19 protein-coding genes are annotated in these 22,819 nt (G+C 67.9%); 6 read left to right on the top strand and 13 right to left on the bottom strand.

Annotation, left to right across the window (positions count from 1 at the left end; genetic code table 11):
- Positions 1 to 10: 10 nt before the first annotated feature.
- From IEV93_RS13785 to rpsA, 11 genes are all read right to left on the bottom strand, one after another.
- Positions 11 to 1,228 (bottom strand): cytochrome P450, encoded by a 1,218-nt coding sequence (locus tag IEV93_RS13785; RefSeq protein WP_188490230.1) that lies wholly within the window; start codon positions 1,226 to 1,228, stop codon positions 11 to 13.
- Positions 1,225 to 2,925 (bottom strand): fatty acyl-AMP ligase, encoded by a 1,701-nt coding sequence (locus IEV93_RS13780; RefSeq protein ID WP_188490229.1) that lies wholly within the window; start codon positions 2,923 to 2,925, stop codon positions 1,225 to 1,227. The genes IEV93_RS13785 and IEV93_RS13780 overlap by 4 nt, the downstream gene beginning before the upstream one ends.
- Positions 2,922 to 4,181, bottom strand: a complete 1,260-nt coding sequence (locus IEV93_RS13775) for a cytochrome P450 (RefSeq protein ID WP_188490228.1) — start codon at positions 4,179 to 4,181, stop codon at positions 2,922 to 2,924. The genes IEV93_RS13780 and IEV93_RS13775 overlap by 4 nt, the downstream gene beginning before the upstream one ends.
- Positions 4,178 to 5,080: an SAM-dependent methyltransferase gene (locus IEV93_RS13770; RefSeq protein ID WP_229705094.1), complete on the bottom strand. Its 903-nt coding sequence runs from the start codon at positions 5,078 to 5,080 to the stop codon at positions 4,178 to 4,180. The genes IEV93_RS13775 and IEV93_RS13770 overlap by 4 nt, the downstream gene beginning before the upstream one ends.
- Positions 5,081 to 5,091: 11 nt before the next feature.
- Entirely contained in the window at positions 5,092 to 5,358 is a 267-nt protein-coding gene (locus IEV93_RS22530) for an acyl carrier protein (RefSeq protein ID WP_229705093.1), read from the bottom strand.
- A complete protein-coding gene (locus IEV93_RS13765) occupies positions 5,355 to 6,326 on the bottom strand; it encodes an acyl-CoA desaturase (RefSeq protein ID WP_188490226.1) in 972 nt (323 codons plus the stop codon). Before IEV93_RS13765 ends, IEV93_RS22530 begins: the two co-directional genes overlap by 4 nt.
- Complete coding sequence (locus IEV93_RS13760; RefSeq protein WP_188490225.1) at positions 6,327 to 6,941, bottom strand: GNAT family N-acetyltransferase; 615 nt, start codon at positions 6,939 to 6,941, stop codon at positions 6,327 to 6,329.
- Positions 6,938 to 8,401 carry a pyridoxal phosphate-dependent decarboxylase family protein gene (locus IEV93_RS13755; RefSeq protein WP_229705092.1) on the bottom strand — a complete coding sequence of 488 codons (1,464 nt, stop codon included), beginning with the start codon at positions 8,399 to 8,401 and terminating at the stop codon, positions 6,938 to 6,940. The genes IEV93_RS13760 and IEV93_RS13755 overlap by 4 nt, the downstream gene beginning before the upstream one ends.
- 107 nt (positions 8,402 to 8,508) lie before the next feature.
- Positions 8,509 to 9,465, bottom strand: a complete 957-nt coding sequence (coaE, locus tag IEV93_RS13750) for a dephospho-CoA kinase (protein WP_188490224.1) — start codon at positions 9,463 to 9,465, stop codon at positions 8,509 to 8,511.
- 30 nt (positions 9,466 to 9,495) lie between these two features.
- Positions 9,496 to 10,737: an MCE family protein gene (locus IEV93_RS13745; protein ID WP_188490603.1), complete on the bottom strand. Its 1,242-nt coding sequence runs from the start codon at positions 10,735 to 10,737 to the stop codon at positions 9,496 to 9,498.
- Positions 10,738 to 11,023: 286 nt separating this feature from the next.
- Positions 11,024 to 12,511 carry a 30S ribosomal protein S1 gene (gene rpsA / locus IEV93_RS13740; RefSeq protein WP_188490223.1) on the bottom strand — a complete coding sequence of 496 codons (1,488 nt, stop codon included), beginning with the start codon at positions 12,509 to 12,511 and terminating at the stop codon, positions 11,024 to 11,026.
- A gap of 203 nt (positions 12,512 to 12,714) precedes the next feature.
- Here rpsA and IEV93_RS13735 point away from each other — a divergent pair, with 203 nt between their 5' ends.
- A complete protein-coding gene (locus IEV93_RS13735) occupies positions 12,715 to 13,509 on the top strand; it encodes a class I SAM-dependent methyltransferase (RefSeq protein WP_229705091.1) in 795 nt (264 codons plus the stop codon).
- Positions 13,510 to 13,537: 28 nt separating this feature from the next.
- Complete coding sequence (locus IEV93_RS13730; protein ID WP_188490221.1) at positions 13,538 to 14,080, top strand: 2'-5' RNA ligase family protein; 543 nt, start codon at positions 13,538 to 13,540, stop codon at positions 14,078 to 14,080.
- 30 nt (positions 14,081 to 14,110) lie between these two features.
- Here the strand turns inward: IEV93_RS13730 and polA are convergent, their stop codons facing one another.
- Positions 14,111 to 16,861: a DNA polymerase I gene (gene polA, locus IEV93_RS13725; protein ID WP_371873819.1), complete on the bottom strand. Its 2,751-nt coding sequence runs from the start codon at positions 16,859 to 16,861 to the stop codon at positions 14,111 to 14,113.
- 175 nt (positions 16,862 to 17,036) lie between these two features.
- Here polA and IEV93_RS13720 point away from each other — a divergent pair, with 175 nt between their 5' ends.
- From IEV93_RS13720 to IEV93_RS13705, 4 genes are read left to right on the top strand one after another with little or no spacing between them, the layout of a single operon-like run.
- The gene (locus IEV93_RS13720) at positions 17,037 to 18,353 is read left to right on the top strand and encodes a branched-chain amino acid ABC transporter permease (RefSeq protein ID WP_188490219.1); all 1,317 of its coding nucleotides are present in this window, start codon (positions 17,037 to 17,039) and stop codon (positions 18,351 to 18,353) included.
- A gap of 4 nt (positions 18,354 to 18,357) precedes the next feature.
- Positions 18,358 to 19,344: a branched-chain amino acid ABC transporter permease gene (locus IEV93_RS13715; protein WP_188490218.1), complete on the top strand. Its 987-nt coding sequence runs from the start codon at positions 18,358 to 18,360 to the stop codon at positions 19,342 to 19,344.
- A complete protein-coding gene (locus tag IEV93_RS13710; protein WP_188490217.1) occupies positions 19,334 to 20,410 on the top strand; it encodes an ABC transporter ATP-binding protein in 1,077 nt (358 codons plus the stop codon). The genes IEV93_RS13715 and IEV93_RS13710 overlap by 11 nt, the downstream gene beginning before the upstream one ends.
- A complete protein-coding gene (locus tag IEV93_RS13705; protein ID WP_188490216.1) occupies positions 20,407 to 21,234 on the top strand; it encodes an ABC transporter ATP-binding protein in 828 nt (275 codons plus the stop codon). The genes IEV93_RS13710 and IEV93_RS13705 overlap by 4 nt, the downstream gene beginning before the upstream one ends.
- Positions 21,235 to 21,319: 85 nt before the next feature.
- Here IEV93_RS13705 and IEV93_RS13700 read toward each other — a convergent pair whose 3' ends face one another.
- The gene (locus IEV93_RS13700; RefSeq protein WP_188490215.1) at positions 21,320 to 22,693 is read right to left on the bottom strand and encodes an ABC transporter substrate-binding protein; all 1,374 of its coding nucleotides are present in this window, start codon (positions 22,691 to 22,693) and stop codon (positions 21,320 to 21,322) included.
- Positions 22,694 to 22,819: the final 126 nt, after the last annotated feature.

Genomic DNA, 22,819 nt, shown 5'->3' with positions numbered 1-22,819 from the left:
TCGGGGCCGGTCAGCGCACGGTGACCAGCAGCGACGCCGGCCCCCGGACGTTGATGCGACCGTTCCACCGCGTCTCGTCGACGACCGCATCGGGAAACCGGGCCGCGAACCGGGTGAAGACCACCCGCGCCTCGAGACGCGCGAGGGCAGCGCCTATGCAGTGGTGGATCCCGGCTCCGAACGACAGGTGTCGTCGCGCGTCGGCCCGATCGATCCGGGGGACGTCGGCATCGGGCCCGAACACCCGCGGGTCCCGGTTGGCCGCGGCGATGGCTGCGGTCACGAACACCCCGGCCGGGATCACGCCGTCGGGGAACATCATCGGGGTCGTGGTGATGCGCCGCATGAGGTGCACCGGGCTGTCGTACCGCAGCATCTCGTCGACCGCGTTGTCGGCGAGCCCGGGCGTCGTCCGCAGCAGGGCGAGCTGGGCGGGATGGCGGATCAGCGTGGACAACCCGCCGGCGATCAGGTTGACCGTGGTCTCGTGTCCGGCGATGTAGAGCAGCATCACCTGAGCGACGAGCTCGTCCGGGGTCAGGACGTCGCCGTGATCGTCGCCGCGCAGGAGCGCGGTGATCAGATCGTCGGCCGGTCGGGTCCGCCGGTGGGCGATCATGTCGCTCACCATCGAGGTCAGTTCGGCGTTCGCCGTGCGGATCTCGGCCGCGAGCGACGGATCCGGCAACGGTTCCAGACCGCGGACGAGCGTACCGGTGAGCTCCCGCAGCCGTGCGCCGTCGATCATCGGCAATCCGAGCAACTCCGAGATGACGATGAACGGCAGCGGGAACGCGAGGTCGGCAACCACATCGACCCGACCGGCGTCGGCGAGGCGGTCGCAGGCCTCGTCGACCAGGTCGACGATCCGCGGTTCGAGGGCGTGTACCGATCGTCGGATGAACGCGGCCGCGACCAGACGCCGTAGGCGGGTGTGGTCCGGTGGATCACGATCGATCATCGACAACCCGGCCATCATCCGGTTCGCCTTGCCCATCTCGGCCGAGTCGCGTTTGTACTCCGGCACATCGGCGAGCGACTGTTCGTCGACCGACTGCGCCGAACGCTGCAGGTGCGCGACATCGGCGTGCCGGGACACGATCCAGAAGCCCAGCGGATGTCGGCAGACCGGCGCCCGATCGCGCAGCCGGGCGTAGTGCGGGTGGGGGTCGTCGGTGAAGCCGTCCGCGAACGGATCGAAGACGAACCCGACCGGCTCGGCGGTCACCGCGTCACCGCCGGGAACCCGTGGCCGAGGTACCGCGCCCGCGCGGCCGATCGTCGGATCTTGCCGCTGGTCGTCTTCTCCAGGGTCCCCGCGATCGTGATGACGACGTGTCGTGCGGACACCTGATGTCGGGTGGTGACCGCGCCTCGGATCGCCTCGGCCACCGCGTCGGGGTCGGGCTCCGGGATCTCCGCGGCGATCTCGGCCACCACGACCAACGTCTCCCCCGTGGCACCGGCGACGGAGAACGCGGCGCATCCGCCCGGTCTGATCGAGCGATGCGCACGCTGCGCGGTGTCCTCGATGTCGTGCGGGTGGTGGTTCTTGCCGCGGATGATCACCATGTCCGTGACCCGTCCGACGACGTACAGTTCGTCACCCACCAGGGCACCGAGGTCACCGGTGCGCAGGTACCGCACGTCCGAACCGTCGTCGAGTGTGTTCCCGAAATCGTGTGCGGTGGCCGCCTGGTTGCGCCAATAGCCTTGGGCCACCTGCGGTCCCGACACCCAGATCTCGCCCACGTCGCCGTCGCGACAGCGCCGTCCGCTGTCCGGGTCGACGATCACCACCCCGGTCCCGTCGGTGAGCGTGCCCGACCCGACGAGTCCGACCGCATCGGAGGCCGTGGACCCGACCACGTTGCGGTCGCGTAGTCGGTCGGGGTCGACAGTGATCGCTTTCGGTCCTCGACCCGCGCGACTCGCGCTCACCAACAGCGTCGCCTCGGCCAACCCGTAGCACGGGAAATGCGCGGTCCCGCGGAACCCGTACGGAGCGAACGTCTCCGCGAACCGATCGAGGGTGTCGGGGCGGATCGGTTCGGCACCGTTGAACGCGACGGTCCACGAGCTGAGGTCCAGCCCGGTGAGGTCGGCCGTCGCGGCGCGCGCGACGCAGGCGTCGTAGGCGAAGTTGGGGCCGCCGCTGGTGTGCGCCCGGTATCGGTCGATCGTCCTGAGCCACAGCAGCGGTCGCCGGATGAACGCGCCCGGTGACATCATCACCGCGGTGGCGCCGACGTAGAGCGGCTGCATGAGGTTGCCGATCAGACCCTGGTCGTGGAAGAACGGCGCCCACCCGACCACGGTCGAGTGCTGATCGTGGCCGAAGGCGTGGCGGATCATCTCCTGGTTGGCCATGAGGTTGCCGTGGGTGACCATGACGCCCTTCGGATCCGACGTCGAACCCGATGTGTACTGCAGGAAGGCGACGTCGTTCGAGACGACGTCCAGGGGTGCACCCGGATCGGGAACGGCTGCGGGCGTGAGCTCGTCCACCACGATCCGGGGTAGCGACCCCGTCGTGCGCTCGACCGAGCCGGCGATGCCGCCGATACCGGATTCGGTGAGGACGACCGTCGGTGCGCAGTCGGTCACGATGGCGTCGAGTACGTCCGACGGCCCGCCGCGTCGCGCAGGTGCGACCGGGACGGCCAGTACCCCGCTGTACAGGCAGGCGAGGTAGCCGGACACGAAGTGCGGACTCTGGCCGAACACCAAGAGTGCCCGGTCGCCGGGGCGGCAGTGGCGCCGCAGCTCGGCGGCGACCCGTACCGAACGCTGCTGCAGCGCGGCGTAGGTCACGGTCGCCGATTCCTCGCCGTGGTCGTCGAGGAAGACATAGGCCCGACCGTCGGGGTCGGTACGCGCTCGGTGTTCGACGATCCCGGGGATCGTCGACACGGATGTGCTCACGACGCGGCGCCCAGCTCGATCGGCAGTTGCTTCAGCGCGCGGAGGATGAGACTCGATTCCTGCCACTCGAGATCGGCCGGGTCGCAGGTCATGCGCGGTTGGCCATCGCGGCCCACGAGCTCCGCGACCACCACCTCGGCCTGTAGTCGTGCGAGTGCGCCGCCCAGGCAGCCGTGCATGCCGTGGCCCAAGGCGAGATGGTCCTCCGCACGGGAAGCCGTCCGGCGCGACGGATCGAAGTCGTCCGGTCGCGAGAAGACAGCGGGATCGCGATTGGCGGATCCGAGGCACAGCAGTACCTGCTCGCCGGCGGCGATGGCGTGATCGGCGACGAGCGAATCGCGGCCGGCCACGCGTGTGGTCATCTGCAGCGGACTGTCGTACCGGAGCGTCTCGCGGATCGTACCGGGCACGAGATCGGCACGGCAGGAAAGGCTGTCGGCGAGATCGGGACGGGTCAGGATGGCCAGCAGGGCGTTGCCGATCAGCGACGTCGTCGTCTCGACGCCGGCCACGAAACACATGATCAGAAGGTGGGCCGTCTCCTCGTCGGTGAGGGTGTCGCCCCCTCCCGTGCGCGAGGCGAGCAGGTGCGAGACCAGGTCGTCACCCGGGCGTCGTCGGCGATCGGCGATCATCTCCGCCAGCGCGGCGGTGAAGGTGTCGATCACGTCACCGATCCGTTCGTGTTCCCCTCGGCGCAGCAGGCCGGGTTCGAGCAGCAGCCGGATGTCCCTGGTCCATGCCGTGACATGGTCGGCGACCGCCGACGGCAGGGCCATCCAGGCGCACAGGACGCGGACCGGCAGGGGCGCGGCGACACGGCTGATGATGTCGGTGACGCCGGCCCTGGCGACACGGTCGACGAGCTCGACGGCGATGTGGGAGACCACCGGGCGCAGTGCCTCCACGGTGGTTCGGGTGAAGACCGTGTTCACCAGACCGCGCAGTCGCGCGTGGGCGGGGTCGTCGGTGAAGACCAGGGAGGTGGCGCCCAGTCTCTCGATACCGGTCGTCAGGTGGTCCGCTTCGGCGGCGGCCCTGGTCACCATCTGCGGTATCACGTCCGAGCTGAACGAGCGGTCGCCCAGAACAGCGCGGACGTCAGCGTGCCGCGTGAGGACCCACATCCCCATTGTGCGTGCGATGGGGCGGTGCTCACGCAGCCGGGCGTACGCCGGGTACGGGTTCCTGCGGAACTCGGCCGTGAAGGGGTTGAACCGGACCGATTCGTCCGGCGTGGCCGTCGTGGTCACGGTCGGCTGGTCCGACGGGATCCGAAGTGGGTGTCGGGGTAGGGCCTCAGCGCGATGCGGTAGAGCCCGATCTTGCCCATCCGGAACCCGAGTGCGGACTGGGTGAGGTAGCGCTGGTAGCGGGCCACGGTGTCCGCACCCACCAGTTCGGTTGCCCTGGTTCGGTTCTCGCGGAGTCGTGCCGCCCACGTCCCGCAGGTCCAGGCATAGTCCTCGCGGCCGTTGTCGACCGCGGTGATCTCGAACAGTCCCTCGGCAGCGGCGGCGATCTCGGCGAAGGTGGGGAGTTCGGCGTTCGGGAAGATCTCCTGCTGCATGAACGTGCTCGCGGCGTCCGGGGACATCGTGGCGTAGACGATGGTCTGCAGCGAGAGCGTCCCGCCCGGGTTCAGCCACCGACGACAATGATCGAAGAAGTCGCGGTAGACCGCGATCTTCGCCTCGGGCGGGTCGGTCGGGTCGGCAAAATGCTCGAACGCGCCGATGGAGATGATCGCGTCGTACGGTTCCGTGGGGGCGTGCTGGGTCCAGCTCTCGGTGCGCACCTCGATGGCCGGGTCGCCCCGATCGGTGATGTGAGCGGCCTGCTCGGCACTCAGGGTGAGACCGACCGCACGGCCGACGCCATGGCCCTCCACCGCGCGCCGCAGCACCGCTCCCCACCCGCACCCGATGTCGAGCAGGCGGTGGGCACGATCGGCGTCGACCGCGTGGAGATGGTGGTCGAGCTTGCGGATCTGTGCGTCGGCCAACGTGTCCGAGCCGCCCGCGCGCAGCGCACAGGAGTACGAGAGCGTCTCGTCCAACCACAGACCGAAGAACTCGTTGCCGACGTCGTAGTGGTGCCGGACCGCGTCGGTGGCGACCCGGGCCCGGTCGCTCCCCGTCTGGGTCTGCACCGTCTGGGTCGTCACCGCGCGGCGAGGTGATCGAGCACGAACGCTGTGACCGCGTCGAGGGTGGGGTCGTCGAAGAGGGCCTCCGGCGGGATGTCGACCCCGTAGCGTTCCTCGATCTCGATCAGCAACGCGACGGCGTGCGCCGAGTCGACGCCGAGACGGTCGAAACTCGTCGACGGGTCGATCGACTCGACCGGTACGTCGAGCAGGTCCGCGATGCACTCCCGGCTCCACCGGGTGACCGATTCGGCGGTCGGGACGGTGTTCTCGATGGTCATGCGCTCTCTCCCTGTCGATTCGACATGCGTTTGGCGGACATTCGTTCGGGCGTCGGGCGTCGGACATCGGTCACCAGGCCACACGCGGCGAGCGCTGCGATCACCCAGTACCCGGGATCGAGGCGATACCAGTCCAGTCCGAACGACGCAGATTCCGGGAACGCGTGGTGGTTGTTGTGCCACGACTCCCCCAGCGTCAGGACCGCGAAGATTCCGCCGTTGCGGCTGTTCTCGCGCGACCGATAGGGCTTGGTGCCGAACATGTGCAGGAAGGAGTTGATCGCCCACACGACGTGTTCGAGCACGAACATGCGGACCAGCCCGCCCCACAGCAGTCCGGCGATCGCTCCAGTCCAGCTCTGGTACATCAGACCGGCGACGACGGCCGGGCCGAGGAGACCGAGGGCAACCCACCAGTAGTAGAGGCGGGCCACGCGGGTGAGGCGACGGTTCTTCAGCAGGTCGGGTGCGTAGTGGACGATGTTGGGGTAGTCGTGCCGCCGCATCCACAGGAAGTGCGAGTGCGCCAACCCGGTCAGTGCGCCGCGGATCCCGTCCCCGGACAGGTTGGGCGAGTGCGGGTCACCGTCGGAGTCGCTGCACTCGTGGTGGCGCCGGTGCAGTGCCACCCAGGAGATGACCGGTCCCTGCCCGGCCATCGATCCGAGCACGGCCAGGACCGTGGTCACCGACGGGTGGGCGGTGAAGGTGCGGTGGGTGAACAACCGGTGATAGCCGACGGTGATGCCCAGGCCGGTGAGCAGGTACATCGTGACGAACAGGACGACATCGACGATCCCGATCGGCTGCACGAACAGGAACCCCACGGCGGCAACCGTTCCGATGATCGGGGCGATGTCGAAGAGCAGGAAGTGTCTGCGCTGCAATCGATGGAGGTATGGGTTGCTGATGGTCGTGCGCCGGGGGGCGCGGGGCGCCGGGGCGTCGGGGACTCCGGTGGCCGACATCTACGCCGACCGGAAGATGGGGTACAGCGACGGTCCGGCGGGCAGCACGATGGGCTCGCCGAGTTGTTCGGATCCGAGCCGCTTCCACAGCTTGAGGCTCCGCTCCGACGAGGCCTCGGCGTACACACCGAGTCCGCGGGCGATCCGTAGTTCTCGGAACGCGCCGATCACCATCTCCCTCGCGCCACTCCCCCGCGCCTCGGCGCGCACGGCGGCGTAGAGGCAATGCACGTGAGGGGGCAGATCGGTCGGGTGGTGTGCGTCCAGGATCTCCATGAGGAGTCGCACCTGCGGGCCGCAGGGACCGCACCGGTCCTCGAGGTCGGCGAGCATCCGGGAGTTCTCGGCGTCGGTGGCCGGCTCGGTTCCCGACCACACGACGACCCCGTCGTAGGTCGGTGTGGCCGCGACGTGGCCACCGCCGTCGAGGAGCGCCCGGGTGGTGATCTCGAAGAACGCGTCGAGGTACCGACGTCGATCAGGTGTCGACGACGGGATGGCCCATTCGATGATGGGATCGGCGGCGAACGACGACGTCAACGTGTCGACGACGGCGGCGAGATCCGGTGTGGCGGTGACCACCGGGGTGACGGATGGGGTCGATGTGGTGCTCATGACTGTTCTCCTCGGTGGATGGGGTGGTCGGTGGTCGCGCGGTGGGCGGCGATGATCGCGGACGCGCAGGCGTCGATGTCGCCGGCCGTGGTCTGCCAGTTGCACACCGACAGCCGCAACGTCGGCAGGCCGCGCCAGGTCGTGGGACTCGCCCACCCCGTGCCCCCGTGCTGCAGTCGGGCGACGATCGCGTCCAGATGCGCTCGCGTGGGGCCGGTTCCGGGTGCGTCGAACGTGACGAGCACCTGGTTGAGGACGACGTCGTTCACGATCCGCACGCCGGGAACCGTCGACAACCGCGACGCCAACGTGGCGGCGTGTGCGCACGACCGGTCGATCAGATCGGCCACGCCGTCGGTTCCGAGGTGGCGCAGGGTCGCCCAGAGCACAAGTGCCCGTGCGCGTCGCGACAGATCCGGGGTGTAGTCGGCGGGATCGCGTGCGCCGTCGGCCGCCGCGGTCAGGTAGTCGGCGGTGGTCCGCAGCGCCGCACGGTGCGCCTCGGGGTGGGCACAGAACACCAGACCGCAGTCGTAGGGGACATTGAGCCACTTGTGGGCGTCGGTGGCCCACGAGTCGGCGAACTCGAGGCCGGTCACCTGGTGGCGCACGGTGTGTCCGGCAGCGGCCCACATGCCGAACGCCGCGTCGACGTGCACCCACCCGCCCGCGTCGTGCGCGGCGGCGCAGATCTCCGGCATCGGGTCGACCGATCCGGTGTCGACGTTGCCGACCTGCCCGCACACGATCAGCGGACCGTCGGTCGTGCGCAGCGACTCCTGCAGCGCGGGCAGCGACATCCGGCCCTGGTCGTCGGTGTCGACGAGATGGATCTGCCCGGCCATGCCGAGCAGTCGCAGCGCCCGGAAGACGGTGGTGTGGCAGCCTCTGCTCACCAGCACCCGCGGGACAGGCGCACCGAACAAACCGTCGCGTTCGACGTCCCAGCCGGCCGCGTCGAGAACCGCGTGGCGGGCGGCGGCGAGTCCACTCAGGTTCGACATCGCGCAGCCCGAGGTGATCCCCACCGAGGTCTGTTGCGGCAACCCGAACATGCTCACGAGCCACCGGGCGACGGTGTCCTCCACGACCGACGCGGTGGGGCTGGTCGCGTACAGCGCTCCGCACTGATCCCAGATCGACGTGAGCCATTCGGTGGCGACGGAGATCGGGTGCGCACCGCCCATGACGAAGCCGAGGAAGGTCGGCGCACCCGAATGCAGCAGGCCCGGTTCGCCGTTGACGATCAGCTCGTCGAGAACCGCGACCGCGTCGATCGACCCACCCTGCAAGGGGCCCGCGAAAGCGGCTGCCAGTGCGGATCGTTCGGCGGTCGGTCCCGGGTGGTCGGTGGCCAGATAGTTCGTGCTGTACCGGCTCACAGCGCGTAGCAGTTCGTCGAGCGCGTGCCCGTCGTCACCGACGGATGGTGACAGTCGTGCGAGTTCGGTGATGCTCACGGGATCGAGTGTTGCGGCTCAACCCAACTCGCGGGTCACTCGCGCAGCGGTCCGCATGGTCCGATCGGTCGACCCTATCGCCGCCGATCGGTACGACTGTACGACTCCTACGCCGGGTCGCGGACTGTCGAGCTCTCGACCTCGACCCGGACGATCGCTGGGCGCCCCGGGTCGGCCGACGCGTAGGCCGCCTCCTCGTCGGCGAGGCGGGGGAACCCGCCTGCGGCCACGGCGGCGGCGAGCGCATCCGCGGCGGCGAGGTCCCGTGCGGTGATCTGTAGGTCGATGACATCCGGCGCGTCACGATCGGGGACCGCGGTGGGGCCGACGTGCTCGACCGCGACCGCGTGCTCTGCGCCCAGCACCCGGAGTCGATCGGCCAGCCGCCGACCCTGACGGGCCCAGGCGGGGTCGGCGGGCACGACGTTCCGGTCGTCGCGCGTGGCGGGGGTGCCTGCTCGTACGTTGGCCTCGTAGGGAACCAGCCGTTCGTCCCACACGTGTGCGGCGAGGGCTGCGAGATCGTCGGCGGTGCCGCTGTTGTCGAGCCAGACGTCGGCGACCTCGCGACGCTGCTCCACGGTGGCCTGCGACCGGATGCGGGCGCGCGCGTCGTCGGCGTCCATGCCCCGCTGCCCGGTGAGGCGCTCGATACGCAGGTCCTCGTCGGCGTGCACGATGATCACGAGGTTGAAGAACGGCGCCATCCCGCCTTCGACGAGCAGGGGCACATCCTGGACGACGATCGCGTCGTCGGGTGCGGCGCCGAGCAGTTCCCAGGTGCGGGCGCCCACGCGCGGGTGGGTGATGGCGTTGAGCCGCTGACGCTGTTCCTCGTCGACGAACGCCTTGGCGGCCAGTGCTGCGCGGTCGAGGCTGCCGTCGGCGGCGAGGATGTCGTCGCCGAACGCCTCGACCAACTCCGCGAGTCCGTCGCTGCCGGGCGCAACGACCTCACGCGCGATCTTGTCCGCGTCGATGAGGTAGGCGCCACGCTCGGTGAACGTCCGCGCGACGGTCGATTTACCGGCGCCGATTCCGCCGGACAGGCCAACTCTGATCACGCCGACCAGTGTGGCAGACGCCCGGGCGACCTACTTCGGGAAGACACCCAGCAGATAGGACAGCTGCGTCACCAACGGGTTGAGGTCGAGCTTGTCGGGGTCCTTCTTGGGCTTGGTGTCCCACGGCTGGGTGGTCGTGGGGTCGGCGTACTTCGCGTTCTGCGCGCCGCGGACCACCGTCGGGTTGCCCTGCGCCACGGCACACTTGGCCTTCGTGTTGAACGGGAAGTCGTCGTAGTTGAGGTCGAAGTCGGGGTTCTTCTTCTTGATCGCAGCGATCTCGGCCCGGGTGCTCTCGTACCCGACGGTGCACGAGGGCGAGTTGTTCGTCTCCAGCACCACCCCGAAGTGGATCGTGCCGTCACCGGGCGCGGTGGAGTAGCTACCCGCCGACAGCACCGACAGGTTGGCCAGCGACGGCGAGATCAGCGGGAAGGTGCCCTTGATGTTGCGTACGTCGGTGGCGAGGTTGCGCACCACGGTCGTCGCGTCACCACCGCTGCGCGTGAGCAGTGCCGAGATCTGCGTCGCCGACGCGGTGCCGGTGGTCAGCAACCGGCGGATCGACGGGTCGCTGCTCGCGAGCTGGGTGGTGATCAGACCGAGGTTCTTCGACCAGTCGAGGATGGCGTCGGATTGATCGGCCTGGGTGCCCAGGACGGTGTCGGAGTTGCGGATCAACGAGATCGTCGCCGGCAGGTTGTCGTTGCCCGTCTTGGCCAGGTTCGACAGCGAATCGACGAGCCCCTCGAGGTTCTCGCCGTTGCCGTTGAACGCCTTACCCAGTTCGGTGACCACGGTGTTCAGATCGTCGATCGGCACCGAGTCCGACAACCCGATCGCACTCGACAACACATCCTCGACCGGGGTCGGGATCGAGGTGTCGGAGATGACGGAGTCGTTGCGCAGGTACGGACCGCCGACACTGGATGGGCGTAGGTCGACGAACTGCTCGCCGATCGCCGATCGGTTGGCCACGACCGCCTGCGCGGTCGCCGGCACCTTCGGACCGCCGGAGTCCAGGTCCAGATCCACACGGACACCGTCGGGGCGGAGCGACAACGCCGCCACCCGACCCACCGCGACACCCTGGTACGTCACCTCGGCGTTGGTGAAGATGCCACCCGAGTCCGCGAAATCGGCGTGCACGGTGTACGAACCGACACCGATCAGCGTATCGAGACGGGCGTACCGGACGCCGACCACCGACAGCGCGACCAGCGCCACCACGACCAACGCCACGAGCTGCCAGATCTGCAGCCGACTCACCATGTTCACCGCGAACGCTCCCTCTCGGGTGGCCGACGTCCCGAGCGCCACCCGCGGACGCGAACGCGCCGCTCAGAACATTGCCACACGCCCGAAAACACTTGCAATGCAAAATGGTTCATTCCGTGGCGTCATGTCAGTCGCCTTCGCCACGACGCCGGCCGACTATGACGTGGGTCACGACAGCTGGTTCGGTTCGATCAACCACAGCAAAAAACCGCGGGCCCCTCCCGAGTGGGAGGGGCCCGCGGCCTGTGCTGCGTTCTTCGCGGAACTCAGCGATCAGCGATCAGGCGTTGCCGGACAGCTTCTCGCGCAGTGCAGCGAGCTGCTCGTCGCTGGCCAGCGATCCACCGCGCGGTGCGGAGGCCGCACCGTCAGCGGCAGGCGCCGAACCGGACTCGCTCGACGCCGACGACGACTCCGAGGAGTAGTCGGTCGGTGCGTTGGCGGCCTCGACCGCGGCAGCAGCGAACTTCTCGATCTGAGCGGTGTGCATCTTGTGGCGACGCTCGGCCTCGGCGTACCGCGACTCCCACGCCTCCCGCTGCTTCTCGAAACCTTCGAGCCATTCGTTGGTCTCGGAGTCGAAGCCCTCGGGGAAGATGTAGTTGCCCGCCTCGTCGTAGCTGTCGGCCATGCCGTACTTCGACGGATCGAACTCCTCGGTGTAGTCCTCGTTGGCCTGCTTGAGGCTCAGCGAGATACGACGACGCTCGAGGTCGATGTCGATGACCTTGACCATCGCGTCGTCGTTGACCGCGACGACCTGATCCGGCACCTCGACGTGGCGCTCGGCCAGCTCCGAGATGTGCACGAGGCCCTCGATCCCCTCTTCGACGCGAACGAACGCACCGAAGGGGACCAGCTTGGTGACCTTGCCCGGGACGATCTGGCCGATCGCGTGGGTACGGGCGAACTGACGCCACGGATCTTCCTGGGTCGCCTTGAGCGACAGCGAGACCCGCTCGCGATCGAGATCGACGTCGAGAACCTCGACGGTGACCTCGTCACCGACGGCGACGACCTCGGACGGATGGTCGATGTGCTTCCAGGACAGCTCGGAGACGTGCACCAGACCGTCGACGCCGCCGAGATCGACGAACGCACCGAAGTTGACGATCGAGGACACGACGCCCTTGCGGACCTGGCCCTTCTGCAGCTGGTGCAGGAACTCGCTGCGGACCTCGGACTGGGTCTGCTCGAGCCACGCACGGCGCGACAGGACCACGTTGTTGCGGTTCTTGTCGAGCTCGATGATCTTGGCCTCGATCTCCTTGCCGATGTACGGCTGCAGATCGCGGACGCGACGCATCTCCACCAGCGATGCCGGGAGGAAGCCACGCAGGCCGATGTCGAGGATGAGGCCGCCCTTGACGACCTCGATGACGGTGCCCTTGACGGCCTCGTCTTTCTCCTTGAGCTCCTCGATCGTTCCCCAGGCACGCTCGTACTGCGCGCGCTTCTTGGAGAGGATCAGCCGACCTTCTTTGTCCTCCTTGGTGAGGACCAGTGCTTCCACCACGTCTCCGACGTTGACGACCTCGTTGGGGTCGACGTCGTGCTTGATGGACAGCTCACGCGAGGGGATGACACCCTCGGTCTTGTAACCGATATCGAGCAGGACCTCGTCGCGGTCGACCTTGACGATGGTGCCTTCGACGATGTCGCCATCGTTGAAGTACTTGATCGTTGCGTCGATTGCGGCGAGGAAGTCCTCGGCAGTGCCGATGTCGTTGACGGCGACTTGCGGCGAGGTGATGGTCGTGGACGGCATATGTTGGGTTGCTCCGGACAGTGTTCTAGTAGGTTCGATTCGAGCGGGTTGGTGTCCTATGCGGACATGACTTCCCTACGCGAGCATGGGCACGCGCGTGTGTCAGGTTACGCCAGCCCCGGTGTCCTGGGCAAATGTGTCGAGGTCGGCTCGCGCACACCGCCCGTTCGACCCTCCAGGAGACCCCGTTGCAGCGTCCGACCATGCGGTTACGCCCGGATTCGGCGGTCAGTGAGGCCGCCAACCGCAGCTGGTGGGATTTCGACGCCGGCGATTATCACGACGAGCACGCCGCGTTCCTCGGAGTCGACACGGCCTCCGGCGAGTTCGTCTGGTGTCCGGAGGGCCTGCACGAGGGCGACGTCGGCCTGCTGGGCGACATCGCCGACCGCGACATCCTCGAGATCGGCTGCGGGTCGGCGCCGTGCGCGCGCTGGTTGCGCAGCCAGGGCGCGCGGTCGGTGGGACTCGACGTCTCGGCCGGGATGCTCGCCCGCGGTCGCATCGCCGGCCGGGACGACACCTCCCCCGTCCCACTGGTCCAGGCGGGCGCCGAACACCTGCCCTTCGCCGACGCCTCGTTCGACATCGCGTGTTCGGCGTTCGGCGCGGTCCCGTTCGTCGCCGATTCGGCGAGGGTGATGGCCGAGGTGGCGCGGGTGTTGCGTCCGGGCGGTCGCTGGGTGTTCGCCGTGAACCACCCGATGCGGTGGATCTTCCCCGACGATCCCGGTCCGGCGGGCCTGACCGTCGCGATCCCCTACTTCGACCGCTCCCCCTACGTGGAGGTCGACGACGACGGCACGGTCACCTACGTCGAGCACCACCGGACCATCGGCGACCGGGTGCGCGAGATCCGCGCCGCCGGCCTGGTTCTCGACGATGTCATCGAACCCGAGTGGCCCGAGCACCTCGACCGGGAGTGGGGACAGTGGAGCCCGCTACGCGGTCAGTACTTCCCCGGTACCGCGATCTTCTGCTGCCGCACACCCGACTGAGGCGTCGGCCCACGGGGACAATGGGCGCATGGCGCATTCGATCGAACTGCTGATGGACCCCGACACCGACGCCGCGGTGCGCCGGATGTGGACGGCACTGATGGACAACGGGCTGCCCAGCCAGGGCAACCACCGATCGAGTTCCAACCGCCCCCACATCACCCTCGCCGCCGCCGAGGGGATCGACGCGGCGGTCGACGACGTCGCCCGGACCCTCGGGCCCCGTCTGCCCCTGCGCGTCGACATCGGCGCGACCGTGGTGTTCCGGGGCGGGCGGTCGACGGTGGCCCGGCTCGTGGTCGCGAGTCGGGACCTGCTCGCGCTACACCGCGAGGTGTACGAGATCGCCGGCCCGTTCGTCCGTGGCGAGGTGTTTCCGCACTGCGAGCCGGACCGGTGGACACCGCATTTGACGGTGGCCCGACGGGTGACCGACGACCAGCTCGGGCGCGCCGTCGCGGTCGCCGACGACTCGGCGCACGGGGTGTCGTTGACCGCCACCATCATCGGGATGCGCCGGTGGGACAGCGACGCACGTGCCGAGGTGGATCTCATCTCCGTGTCGGAGTGACCGATGCGCCCGCGGGTGGCGCGCACACGATCAGTGCGCGGCCTCGTCCCAGGACAACCCGAAGCCGACCGAGACGTCCAGCGGCACCGACAGCTCGATGGCCCCGCCCATCTCGGCGCGCACCAGCGCGTCGAGCTGTTCGCGCTCACCGTCGGCGACCTCGAACACCAGCTCGTCGTGCACCTGCAGCAGCATCCGCGACCGCAACCCCGCCGCGGTCAACGCCCGCTGCACGTTGATCATCGCGACCTTGATGATGTCTGCCGCGGTGCCCTGGATCGGCGCGTTGAGCGCGGCCCGCTCGGCGACCTCGCGTCGCTGCCGGTTGTCGCTGTTCAGATCGGGCAGGTAGCGACGACGCCCGAACAGTGTCGAGGTGTACTCGTTACGGCGGGCCTCCTCGACCGTCTCCTGGAGATAGTCGCGGACACCACCGAAGCGCGAGAAGTACGCCTCCATCTGTTCCTTGGCCTCGCCGGTGCTGATCTTGAGCTGCGCCGAGAGCCCGAAAGCGCTGAGCCCGTAGGCGAGTCCGTACGACATCGCCTTGACACGCCGGCGCATGTCGGCGGTGACCTCGTCGATCGGCACGCCGAACGCACGCGAGCCGACGAAGCTGTGCAGGTCCTCACCGGTGTTGAACGCCTCGATAAGCCCGGCGTCCTCCGACAGGTGCGCCATGATCCGCATCTCGATCTGGCTGTAATCGGCGGTCATGAGCGACTCGTACCGGGTCGCGTCCGGACCCTGCCCGACGACGAACCCCTTGCGGATGTCGCGGCCGGCGTCGGTGCGCACCGGGATGTTCTGCAGGTTCGGCTCGGTCGAGGACAGCCGACCGGTCGCCGCGATGGTCTGCGTGAAGGTGGTGTGGATGCGTCCGTCGTCGGCAACCGATTTGAGCAGTCCGTCCACGGTGACCTTGAGGCGCGTGGCGTCGCGGTGGTCGAGGAGGTGGGCCAGGAACGGGTGCTCGGTCTTGTCGAACAGGCTCTGCAGCGCATCGGCGTCGGTGGTGTAGCCGGTCTTGGTGCGCTTGGTCTTCGGCATCTCCAGCTTGTCGAAGAGCACCGTCTGCAATTGCTTCGGCGATCCGAGGTTGATCTGCTCGCCGATGGCCTCGAAGGCGAGGTCGGCGGCGTTGCGTATACGCGCGGCGAACTGCGACTCCAGCTCACCGAAATGCTCGGTGTCGACACCGATCCCGGACGCCTCGATGTCGGCGAGGACGATCTGCAGGGGCAGTTCCATCTCGGTGAGCAGGCCCAGTGAGTCGATGGTGGTCAGCTCGGTGTCGAGCGTCGCCGCCAACTCGTGGACTGCCTGCGCGTTGATCATCTGCGCCTCGGCGACCCGCTCACCGTCACCGCCCTCGTCGAGCAATGACATCTGTCCGTCGTCCGGGGTGTCGTCGGCGACGAGCTCGCGACGCAGGTACCGCAGGGCGAGGTCGTCGAGGTTGAACGACCGCTGTCCCGGACGCACGAGATAGGCGGCGAGCGCGGTGTCGCTGGTGATCCCGGCGATCGGCCACCCCCGACCCCGCAGGGCGTGGATGGCCCACTTCGCCTCGTGCACCGCCTTGGGGAACTGCGCATCGGCGAGCCATTCCGACAGCGCCGTCTCGTCGGCGGCGTCCATGATCGCGGTGTCGAGATAGGCGGCCTCACCGTCCTCGGCGGCGAAGGCGATGCCCTCGGTGTCGGAACCGAAGACGAGACGCGGCCCGACCACCGACACCGCGCACCGACCGGTGCGGGCGTGAGCGTCGAGCCAGTCGCCGACCGCGCCGGCGGCCAGGACCTGTCCGCGCACGTCGAACCCGGACTCGGCCTCCGGCTCGACCGAGCTCAGCGTGGTGAACAGGCGGTCGCGCAGCACACGGAACTCGAGGTCGTCGAACAGCTGGTGGATGCGGTCGCGATCCCACGGCGCGAGCTTGAGGTCGTCCGGGCCGAACGGGAGCTCCATGTCGCGCACCAGCTCGGTGAGCTGGCGGTTCAGCTGAACCGACGCGAGGTGAGCTCGCAGACCGTCACCGACCTTGCCCGTCACCTTGTCGGCGTTGTGCACCAGATCGGCCAGGGTGCCGTACTCGCGGATCCACTTGGCCGCGGTCTTCTCCCCCACACCCGGGATGCCCGGCAGGTTGTCGCTCGGATCTCCGCGCAGCGCAGCGTAATCCGGGTACTGCGACGGGGTCAGACCGTACTTCTTGTCGACCTCCTCGGGGGTGAAGCGGGTCAGCTCCGACACCCCTTTCTTCGGGTACAGCACCGTGGTGCCGTCGTCGACGAGTTGCAGCGAGTCCCGGTCGCCGGTCACCACGAGCACGCGGTATCCCTGCTCACGGGCCTGGGTGGTCAGCGTGGCGATGATGTCGTCGGCCTCGTAGCCCTCGATGGCCATCACGGGGATCCCCATCGCACCCAGGACGTCCTTCGTGAGGTCGACCTGACCGTTGAACTCGTCCGGGGACTTGCTCCGCTGCGCCTTGTACTCCGGGTACATCTCGGCACGGAACGTCTGACGGGAGACGTCGAACGCCGCGGCGATGTGGGAGGGCTGCTCGTCGCGCAACAGGTTGATGAGCATCGACGTGAAGCCGTAGACGGCGTTGGTGGTCTGCCCCGACGCGGTCTTGAAGTTCTCCGCGGGCAACGCGAAGAACGCCCGATAGGCCAGGGAGTGGCCGTCGAGCAGCATCAACGTGCCGCTGCCCTTCCCGCCTTTCTTCTCGGAGGAGGCGGGGGCGGTGGTCGACGTTCCGGCAGGGCTCACCGGACCGAGTCTAGAGAGCCGTCCCGACAGCCGACACAGCCCTCGGAACATTGAACTGCGGGTAAACGGTTTCGCCCGGCCAAGTGGCCGATCGGGCACTAGAGTCCCAAAACAGGGTCACGGCAGTCGCTGATCGGCCACATCCCGCGATCGATCTCCTGGAGGTACCTCGCCGATGTCACGGCTTGTCCCGCGTTCGCCGACATCGCCCGTCCGATGGTTGGCCGCGGCGCTCCTGGGGGTGATTGGGGCTCTTCTCCTCGGCGCCTCCCTGGGGCCCGCCACCGCCTCGGCCGCCCCCGGCGACGAGGTTCGCATCTTCGGCAATCTGCGCAACGGGACCGAGCGCGTCGCCGACGTGAAGGTCGTCGCCACCGACAACGCCGGCGCCGAGGTCGGCACGTCCACCTCGAGCTCCACCGGCGCTTGGTCGATCACCCTCGCCCCCGGCAACTACACCGTGGCGATCGACGAGTCGACCCTGCCCAAGGGCATCGAGGTGCAGGAGAAGACGCGTTCGATCCCGGTCGTGTTGACCGCGGGCACCGACCGCCCGGTCATCTTCTCCTTCGGGGCGCAGCGGACGTCGACAGAGGTCTCGGCGGTGTCGAAACTGACACGTCTGGCCATCGACGGACTCCGGTTCGGCCTGATCATCGCCATCACCGGTGTGGGACTGAGTCTGATCTTCGGCACGACCGGGCTGACGAACTTCGCCCACGGCGAGCTGGTCACCCTCGGCGCGGTGATCGCCTGGGCCATCAACGTCAAACTCGGCCTCAACCTCGTCCTCGCGACCGTGATCGCCGTGGTCGTCGGCGCGGGCATCGGTGTCGCGAACGAGCTCGGGATCTGGAGAGTGCTCAGACGGAGGAGATCCGGGCTGGTGGCGCAGCTGGTGGTGTCCATCGGGTTGTCGCTCGTCGCGCGCTACCTGATCCTGATCTTCTTCTCCGACCGGTCCGAGCCGTTCAAGGACTATCAGGTGCAGACGCAGATCGGATCGGGTCCGTTCGCCATCACCCCGGTCAATCTCTTCTGCATCATCATCAGCCTCGTGGTCCTGATCGCCGTGGCGACGATGTTGCAGCGCACGCGGATCGGCAAGGCGATGCGAGCGGTCGCCGACAACCGCGACCTCGCCGCCTCGTCCGGCATCGACGTCGACCGGGTGATCCTCTTCGTCTGGGCCCTGGCCGGCGCGTTGGCCGCTCTCGGCGGTGTCTTGTTCGCCCTCTCCGAACTGTCGGGGCGGGTCCAGTGGGAGATGGGATTCAAGCTGTTGCTGTTGATGTTCGCGGGCATCACCCTCGGCGGCCTGGGAACCGCGTACGGAGCGCTCCTGGGCTGTGTGATCGTCGGATTGCTCGTCCAGCTCTCCACCTACTGGGTCAACCCGGACCTCAAATACGTCGGCGGGCTCGTGGTGCTGATCGTCATCCTGGCGATCCGCCCCCAGGGCATTCTCGGATCACGCGCAAGGATCGGGTGAGAACGTGGATCTCATTTCTGCACTGCAGACCTCGCTCGCCCAACTGGTGGGCCCATCGGCGATCTTCTACGCGCTGCTCGCCATCGGCCTCAACCTGCACTTCGGGTACACCGGCCTGCTGAACTTCGGGCAGATCGGTTTCGCACTGCTCGGCGGCTACGGCGTCGGCATCATGACAGTCAAGTACGACCTGCCGCTGTGGGCGGGCGCCATCATCGGCATCCTCGCCGCGGGATTGCTGGCGGTGGTACTCGGTCTGCCCACCCTGAGGCTGCGCGCGGACTACCTCGCCATCGTGACGATCGCGGCCTCGGAGATACTGCGGTTGATCTTTCGATCCACCTCGACCGACAGCGTGACCGGATCCACCAACGGTCTGTTCGGTTACGCGGACGGGTTCTTCTCGCTCAGTCCCTTCGACAACAGGAAGCAGTACTCCTTTCTCGGCGTGAAGTTCCAAGGAACGGACCTGTGGTCGATGGTGATCGGGTGGAGCCTGGTCGCCCTGCTGTGCCTCATGGTGTTCCTCCTCGTGCGCAGCCCGTGGGGCCGTGTTCTCAAGGCCGTTCGTGAGGACGAGGACGCCGCCCGCTCCGTCGGCAAGAACGCCTACTTCTACAAGATGCAGGCGCTCGTCATCGGCGGCTGTATCGGTGGCCTCGCGGGCGTGTTCAACGCAGTGCAGACCCAGTCGATCAACCCGGACTTCTTCTCCACGGCGCAGACGTTCTTCGCCTATGGCGCGCTGATCCTCGGTGGCGCCGCCACCGTCTTCGGACCGGTGTTGGGCGCCATGCTGTTCTGGTTCCTGTTGTCCATCCCCGACGTCCTGCTCCGACAGGCGAGTGAAGCCGGGTACATCGACCTCACCCAGCAGCAGATCGGCGCGGTCCGCTATGTGCTCCTCGGGCTGGCCATCGCCCTGATGATGGTGTTCCGACCCCAGGGAATCCTCGGAAACAAGCGGGAGGTCCAACTCGATGCCAAGTGACTCCGACACCGCCCAGCACATCCCGTCGGCCGCGAAGCTCAAGACGTTCAGCGCGGACGAACGCGCCCGCATCTTCGCGGGCATCGACGCCACACCCGGATCGGCGAAACCCGATCCGATCATCACCGTCGACGGCATCACCCGCAGCTTCGGCGGCCTGACCGCCGTCGACGTCGCGCACCTCGAGATCCAGCGGGGCGCCATCACCGGTCTGATCGGACCCAACGGTGCGGGCAAGACCACGTTCTTCAACCTCATCACCGGTTTCGACAAGCCGAACTCCGGCACCTGGTCGCTCAACGGTGACGCACTGGGAAAGCTCGTCCCCCACCAGGTCTCGCGGCGCGGCATGGTGCGCACCTTCCAGCTCACCCGCGCGCTGGCGAAGCTGTCGGTGCTCGACAACGTCCGCCTAGGCGGCCGGCATCAACGCGGCGAACACTTCCTGGCCGCGCTGGCTCCCTGGACGTGGCGCAAGCAGGAGGAGGAGATCACCGAGCAGGCCCACGCGCTGCTCCGCCGGTTCCGGTTGGAGGAGAAGGCGAACGACTACGCGGGGTCGCTGTCCGGTGGACAGCGCAAGCTGCTGGAGATGGCCCGTGCGCTGATGTGCGAGCCCGAGGTCGTCATGCTCGACGAGCCGATGGCCGGGGTGAACCCCGCTCTGACGCAGAGCCTGCTCGAACACATCAAGTCGTTGCGCGAGGACGGGATGACCGTCGTGTTCGTCGAACACGACATGGACGTGATCCGCGACATCAGCGACTGGGTCGTGGTGATGGCGCAGGGGTCGGTGATCGCCGAGTCGCTCCCCGATCGCCTCGGCGAGAACGAGGCCGTCGTCGACGCGTATCTCGGCGGACACCACGACCAGGCCCTGGAATTCGATTCCGACGGCAACCCGGTGGGCGAGACCGCCGTTCTGGCCCACGAGGTCGACGAGGCCATCGAGGAGACGCTGCACGCCGGCGGCGACCTGTCCGACCCACCACCCACCGGAGCCGCGCCCGGCGCGGTCCCCGGGCGCCACGCAGCCGACACCGCTGCCGGAGAGGACCCCCGGTGACCGAATCACCCGAGAACTCACCCACCACGCCGTCCGACGAGCTCACACCTGCACAGCTGGCCGCCACCCCGGCCGAGCACCAGAAGCGCGCGGGTGACGCACTGATCCGCGCCGACGACATCACCGCCGGCTATCTCCCGGGCATCAACATCCTCGAGGACTGCAACTTCTACCTGAACGACGGCGAGATCGTCGGGATCATCGGACCCAACGGCGCCGGTAAGTCGACGCTGCTCAAGGCACTCTTCGGCCTGATCCCGATCCGCAAGGGATCGGTCACCCTGCGCGACGAGGCGATCACCTCGGCCAAGGCGCACCGACTGGTCCAACTCGGTGTCGGCTACGTCCCGCAGACCCAGAACGTCTTCCCGTCGCTGACCATCGAGGAGAACCTCGAGATGGGGATGTACCTGCGGCCCAAGAAGTTCAACGAACGGTTCGCCGTCGTCGCCGATCTGTTCCCACTGCTCGCCGAGCGTCGGAAGATGAAGGCGGGGTCGCTCTCGGGCGGCGAGCGCCAGATGGTCGCGATGGGCCGGGCGCTGATGATGGAGCCGTCGGTCCTCCTGCTCGACGAGCCGTCGGCCGGGTTGTCGCCGATGTTCCAGGACCAGGTGTTCATCCGCTGCAAGGCGATCAACGCCACCGGGGTCTCGATCGTCCTCGTGGAGCAGAACGCGCGCCGCTGTCTGCAGATCTGCGACCGCGGTTATGTGCTCGACCAGGGCCGCAACGCCTACACCGACACCGGCGAGACGCTGCGCAACGACCCGAAGATCATCGAGCTCTATCTCGGAACCCTGGCGGGCAGCTCCGAGAAGTAGGCGACGGCAGCCCGTTCGGGCCGCAGACGACGAAACCCCTCACCTCCCATGGGAAGTGCGGGGTTTCGTTCGTTGCAGCTGGTGCTTACTTACCGGCCACCGAGACGTACTTGCGGGTCGGCTCGAGCAGCTTGTTGGATCCGTCGAACTCCAGGATCCCGTACGAACCGATGGACGGCTCGCCGGCCTCGTTGAAGTCGAGGGTTCCGGTCACACCGTCGTAGTCGATGTCCTTGCCCTGGTTGACCAGGTCGAGGCACTGCTTGTACGCGGTGCACTTCTCGCCACCGGAGGTGACCGAGTTGATCTGCGATGCGATCGAGCGCCCGTTGGTCGACTTCGCCTGCGCCGCGGCCAGAGCGGTGATCACCGTGGCGTCGTAGCTCTCACCGGCGTAGTTGTAGTCGATCAACTTGGGGTCGGCTTCCTTCAGTCGGCCCTGGAACTCCGCACCGGTGTTGGTCAACGGCGTGGTGCCCTTCATGCCCTTGAGCAGTCCGCCACCGACGGCCTCACCGAGGGCGTTGCCCATGTTGCCGTCGACACCGTAGACCGACTTGCCGTCCGTCGGCCCGATGCCCACCTCGTGCATGCGGGTGATGATCTTCGCGCTCTCGTCGAAGCCGATGACCGCGACGCCGTCCGGGTTGAAGTTCTTCACCTGGTCGACCTCGGCGTTGAACGACTGGGCGTTGGGGTCGTAGATGATCTTCTGGATCTGGTCGGCCGGGACACCGGCGGCCTCGAGGTTCTTCTGTGCCTGCTCGGCCAGGCCGGTGCCGTACGGATCGTTGAGCGCCAGCAGCGAGACTCGCTGGACGCCGTCCTCGGCCATCGTCTGGGCGAGGGCCTGACCCTGCAGGATGTCCGCGGGCGCGGTGCGGAAGTACTGGCCCTTGTCCTTGTAGCAGGTGAACTCGTCGGAGGTGTTCGCAGGCGAGAACATCACGGCGCCGGCCGTGGCGATCTTGTCGAGCACCTTCAGCGACACCGACGACGACGCCGCACCGACGATGACCTGCGCACCCGCACCGAGCTCGCGGTCGACCGTGGCGCTCGCGGTGTCGGTGGTGGTGTCGCCAGAGTCTCCGGTGATCTCCTGGACCGGCTGGCCGAGCACACCGCCGTTGGCGTTGATGTCGGTCACCGCCAGCTTGACGCCTGCGAATTCCGGCGGCCCGAGGTAGGCGAGGCTGCCGGTGGCGGGCAACAGCGTGCCGACCTTCAACGGCGCGGTGCTGACCGCGCCCGGGGTGGCCTTCTCGACCCCTCCGGGGCAGTTGAGCTTCTGGGAGAGCCCGAGACCCGAGGGGGCCGGGGTGGACTCGACGCTGACGCTCTCCGACGGCGATCCGGAACTGCCCCCGGAATCCCCACTGTCGCTGCTACTACACCCGGCCAGTGCCACCACGGACACCGCCACGACTACTGCACCACTCATGAGATGGCGACTCGACATCAATGTTCTCCTCGCAGATGACATTCGAGGGCGGCGCGAACGGAAGACGCGAATTGGGAGACCGCACCTCGACCCGGTAAAGCTAGCGTGGTTGTGTTGCCCGCGAGTTACGTTCACGAAACCCGG

The organism is Williamsia phyllosphaerae (assembly GCF_014635305.1).
In the GTDB taxonomy this organism is placed as follows: Bacteria; Actinomycetota; Actinomycetes; order Mycobacteriales; family Mycobacteriaceae; genus Williamsia_A; species Williamsia_A phyllosphaerae.
Note: the sequence above shows the minus strand (reverse complement) of the source record. Positions and strands in the feature narration are given on the sequence as shown.

Excerpts from the sequence above, each read along its gene's own strand:
- IEV93_RS13700 (WP_188490215.1), bottom strand. The coding sequence starts at position 22,693 with ATGTCGAGTCGCCATCTCATGAGTGGTGCAGTAGTCGTGGCGGTGTCC.
- IEV93_RS22530 (WP_229705093.1), bottom strand. The coding sequence starts at position 5,358 with ATGACCATCGAGAACACCGTCCCGACCGCCGAATCGGTCACCCGGTGG.
- IEV93_RS13745 (WP_188490603.1), bottom strand. The coding sequence starts at position 10,737 with ATGGTGAGTCGGCTGCAGATCTGGCAGCTCGTGGCGTTGGTCGTGGTG.
- IEV93_RS13720 (WP_188490219.1), top strand. The coding sequence starts at position 17,037 with ATGTCACGGCTTGTCCCGCGTTCGCCGACATCGCCCGTCCGATGGTTG.
- IEV93_RS13730 (WP_188490221.1), top strand. The coding sequence starts at position 13,538 with ATGGCGCATTCGATCGAACTGCTGATGGACCCCGACACCGACGCCGCG.
- IEV93_RS13735 (WP_229705091.1), top strand. The coding sequence starts at position 12,715 with ATGCGGTTACGCCCGGATTCGGCGGTCAGTGAGGCCGCCAACCGCAGC.
- IEV93_RS13760 (WP_188490225.1), bottom strand. The coding sequence starts at position 6,941 with ATGAGCACCACATCGACCCCATCCGTCACCCCGGTGGTCACCGCCACA.
- rpsA (WP_188490223.1), bottom strand. The coding sequence starts at position 12,511 with ATGCCGTCCACGACCATCACCTCGCCGCAAGTCGCCGTCAACGACATC.
- IEV93_RS13765 (WP_188490226.1), bottom strand. The coding sequence starts at position 6,326 with ATGTCGGCCACCGGAGTCCCCGACGCCCCGGCGCCCCGCGCCCCCCGG.
- IEV93_RS13710 (WP_188490217.1), top strand. The coding sequence starts at position 19,334 with ATGCCAAGTGACTCCGACACCGCCCAGCACATCCCGTCGGCCGCGAAG.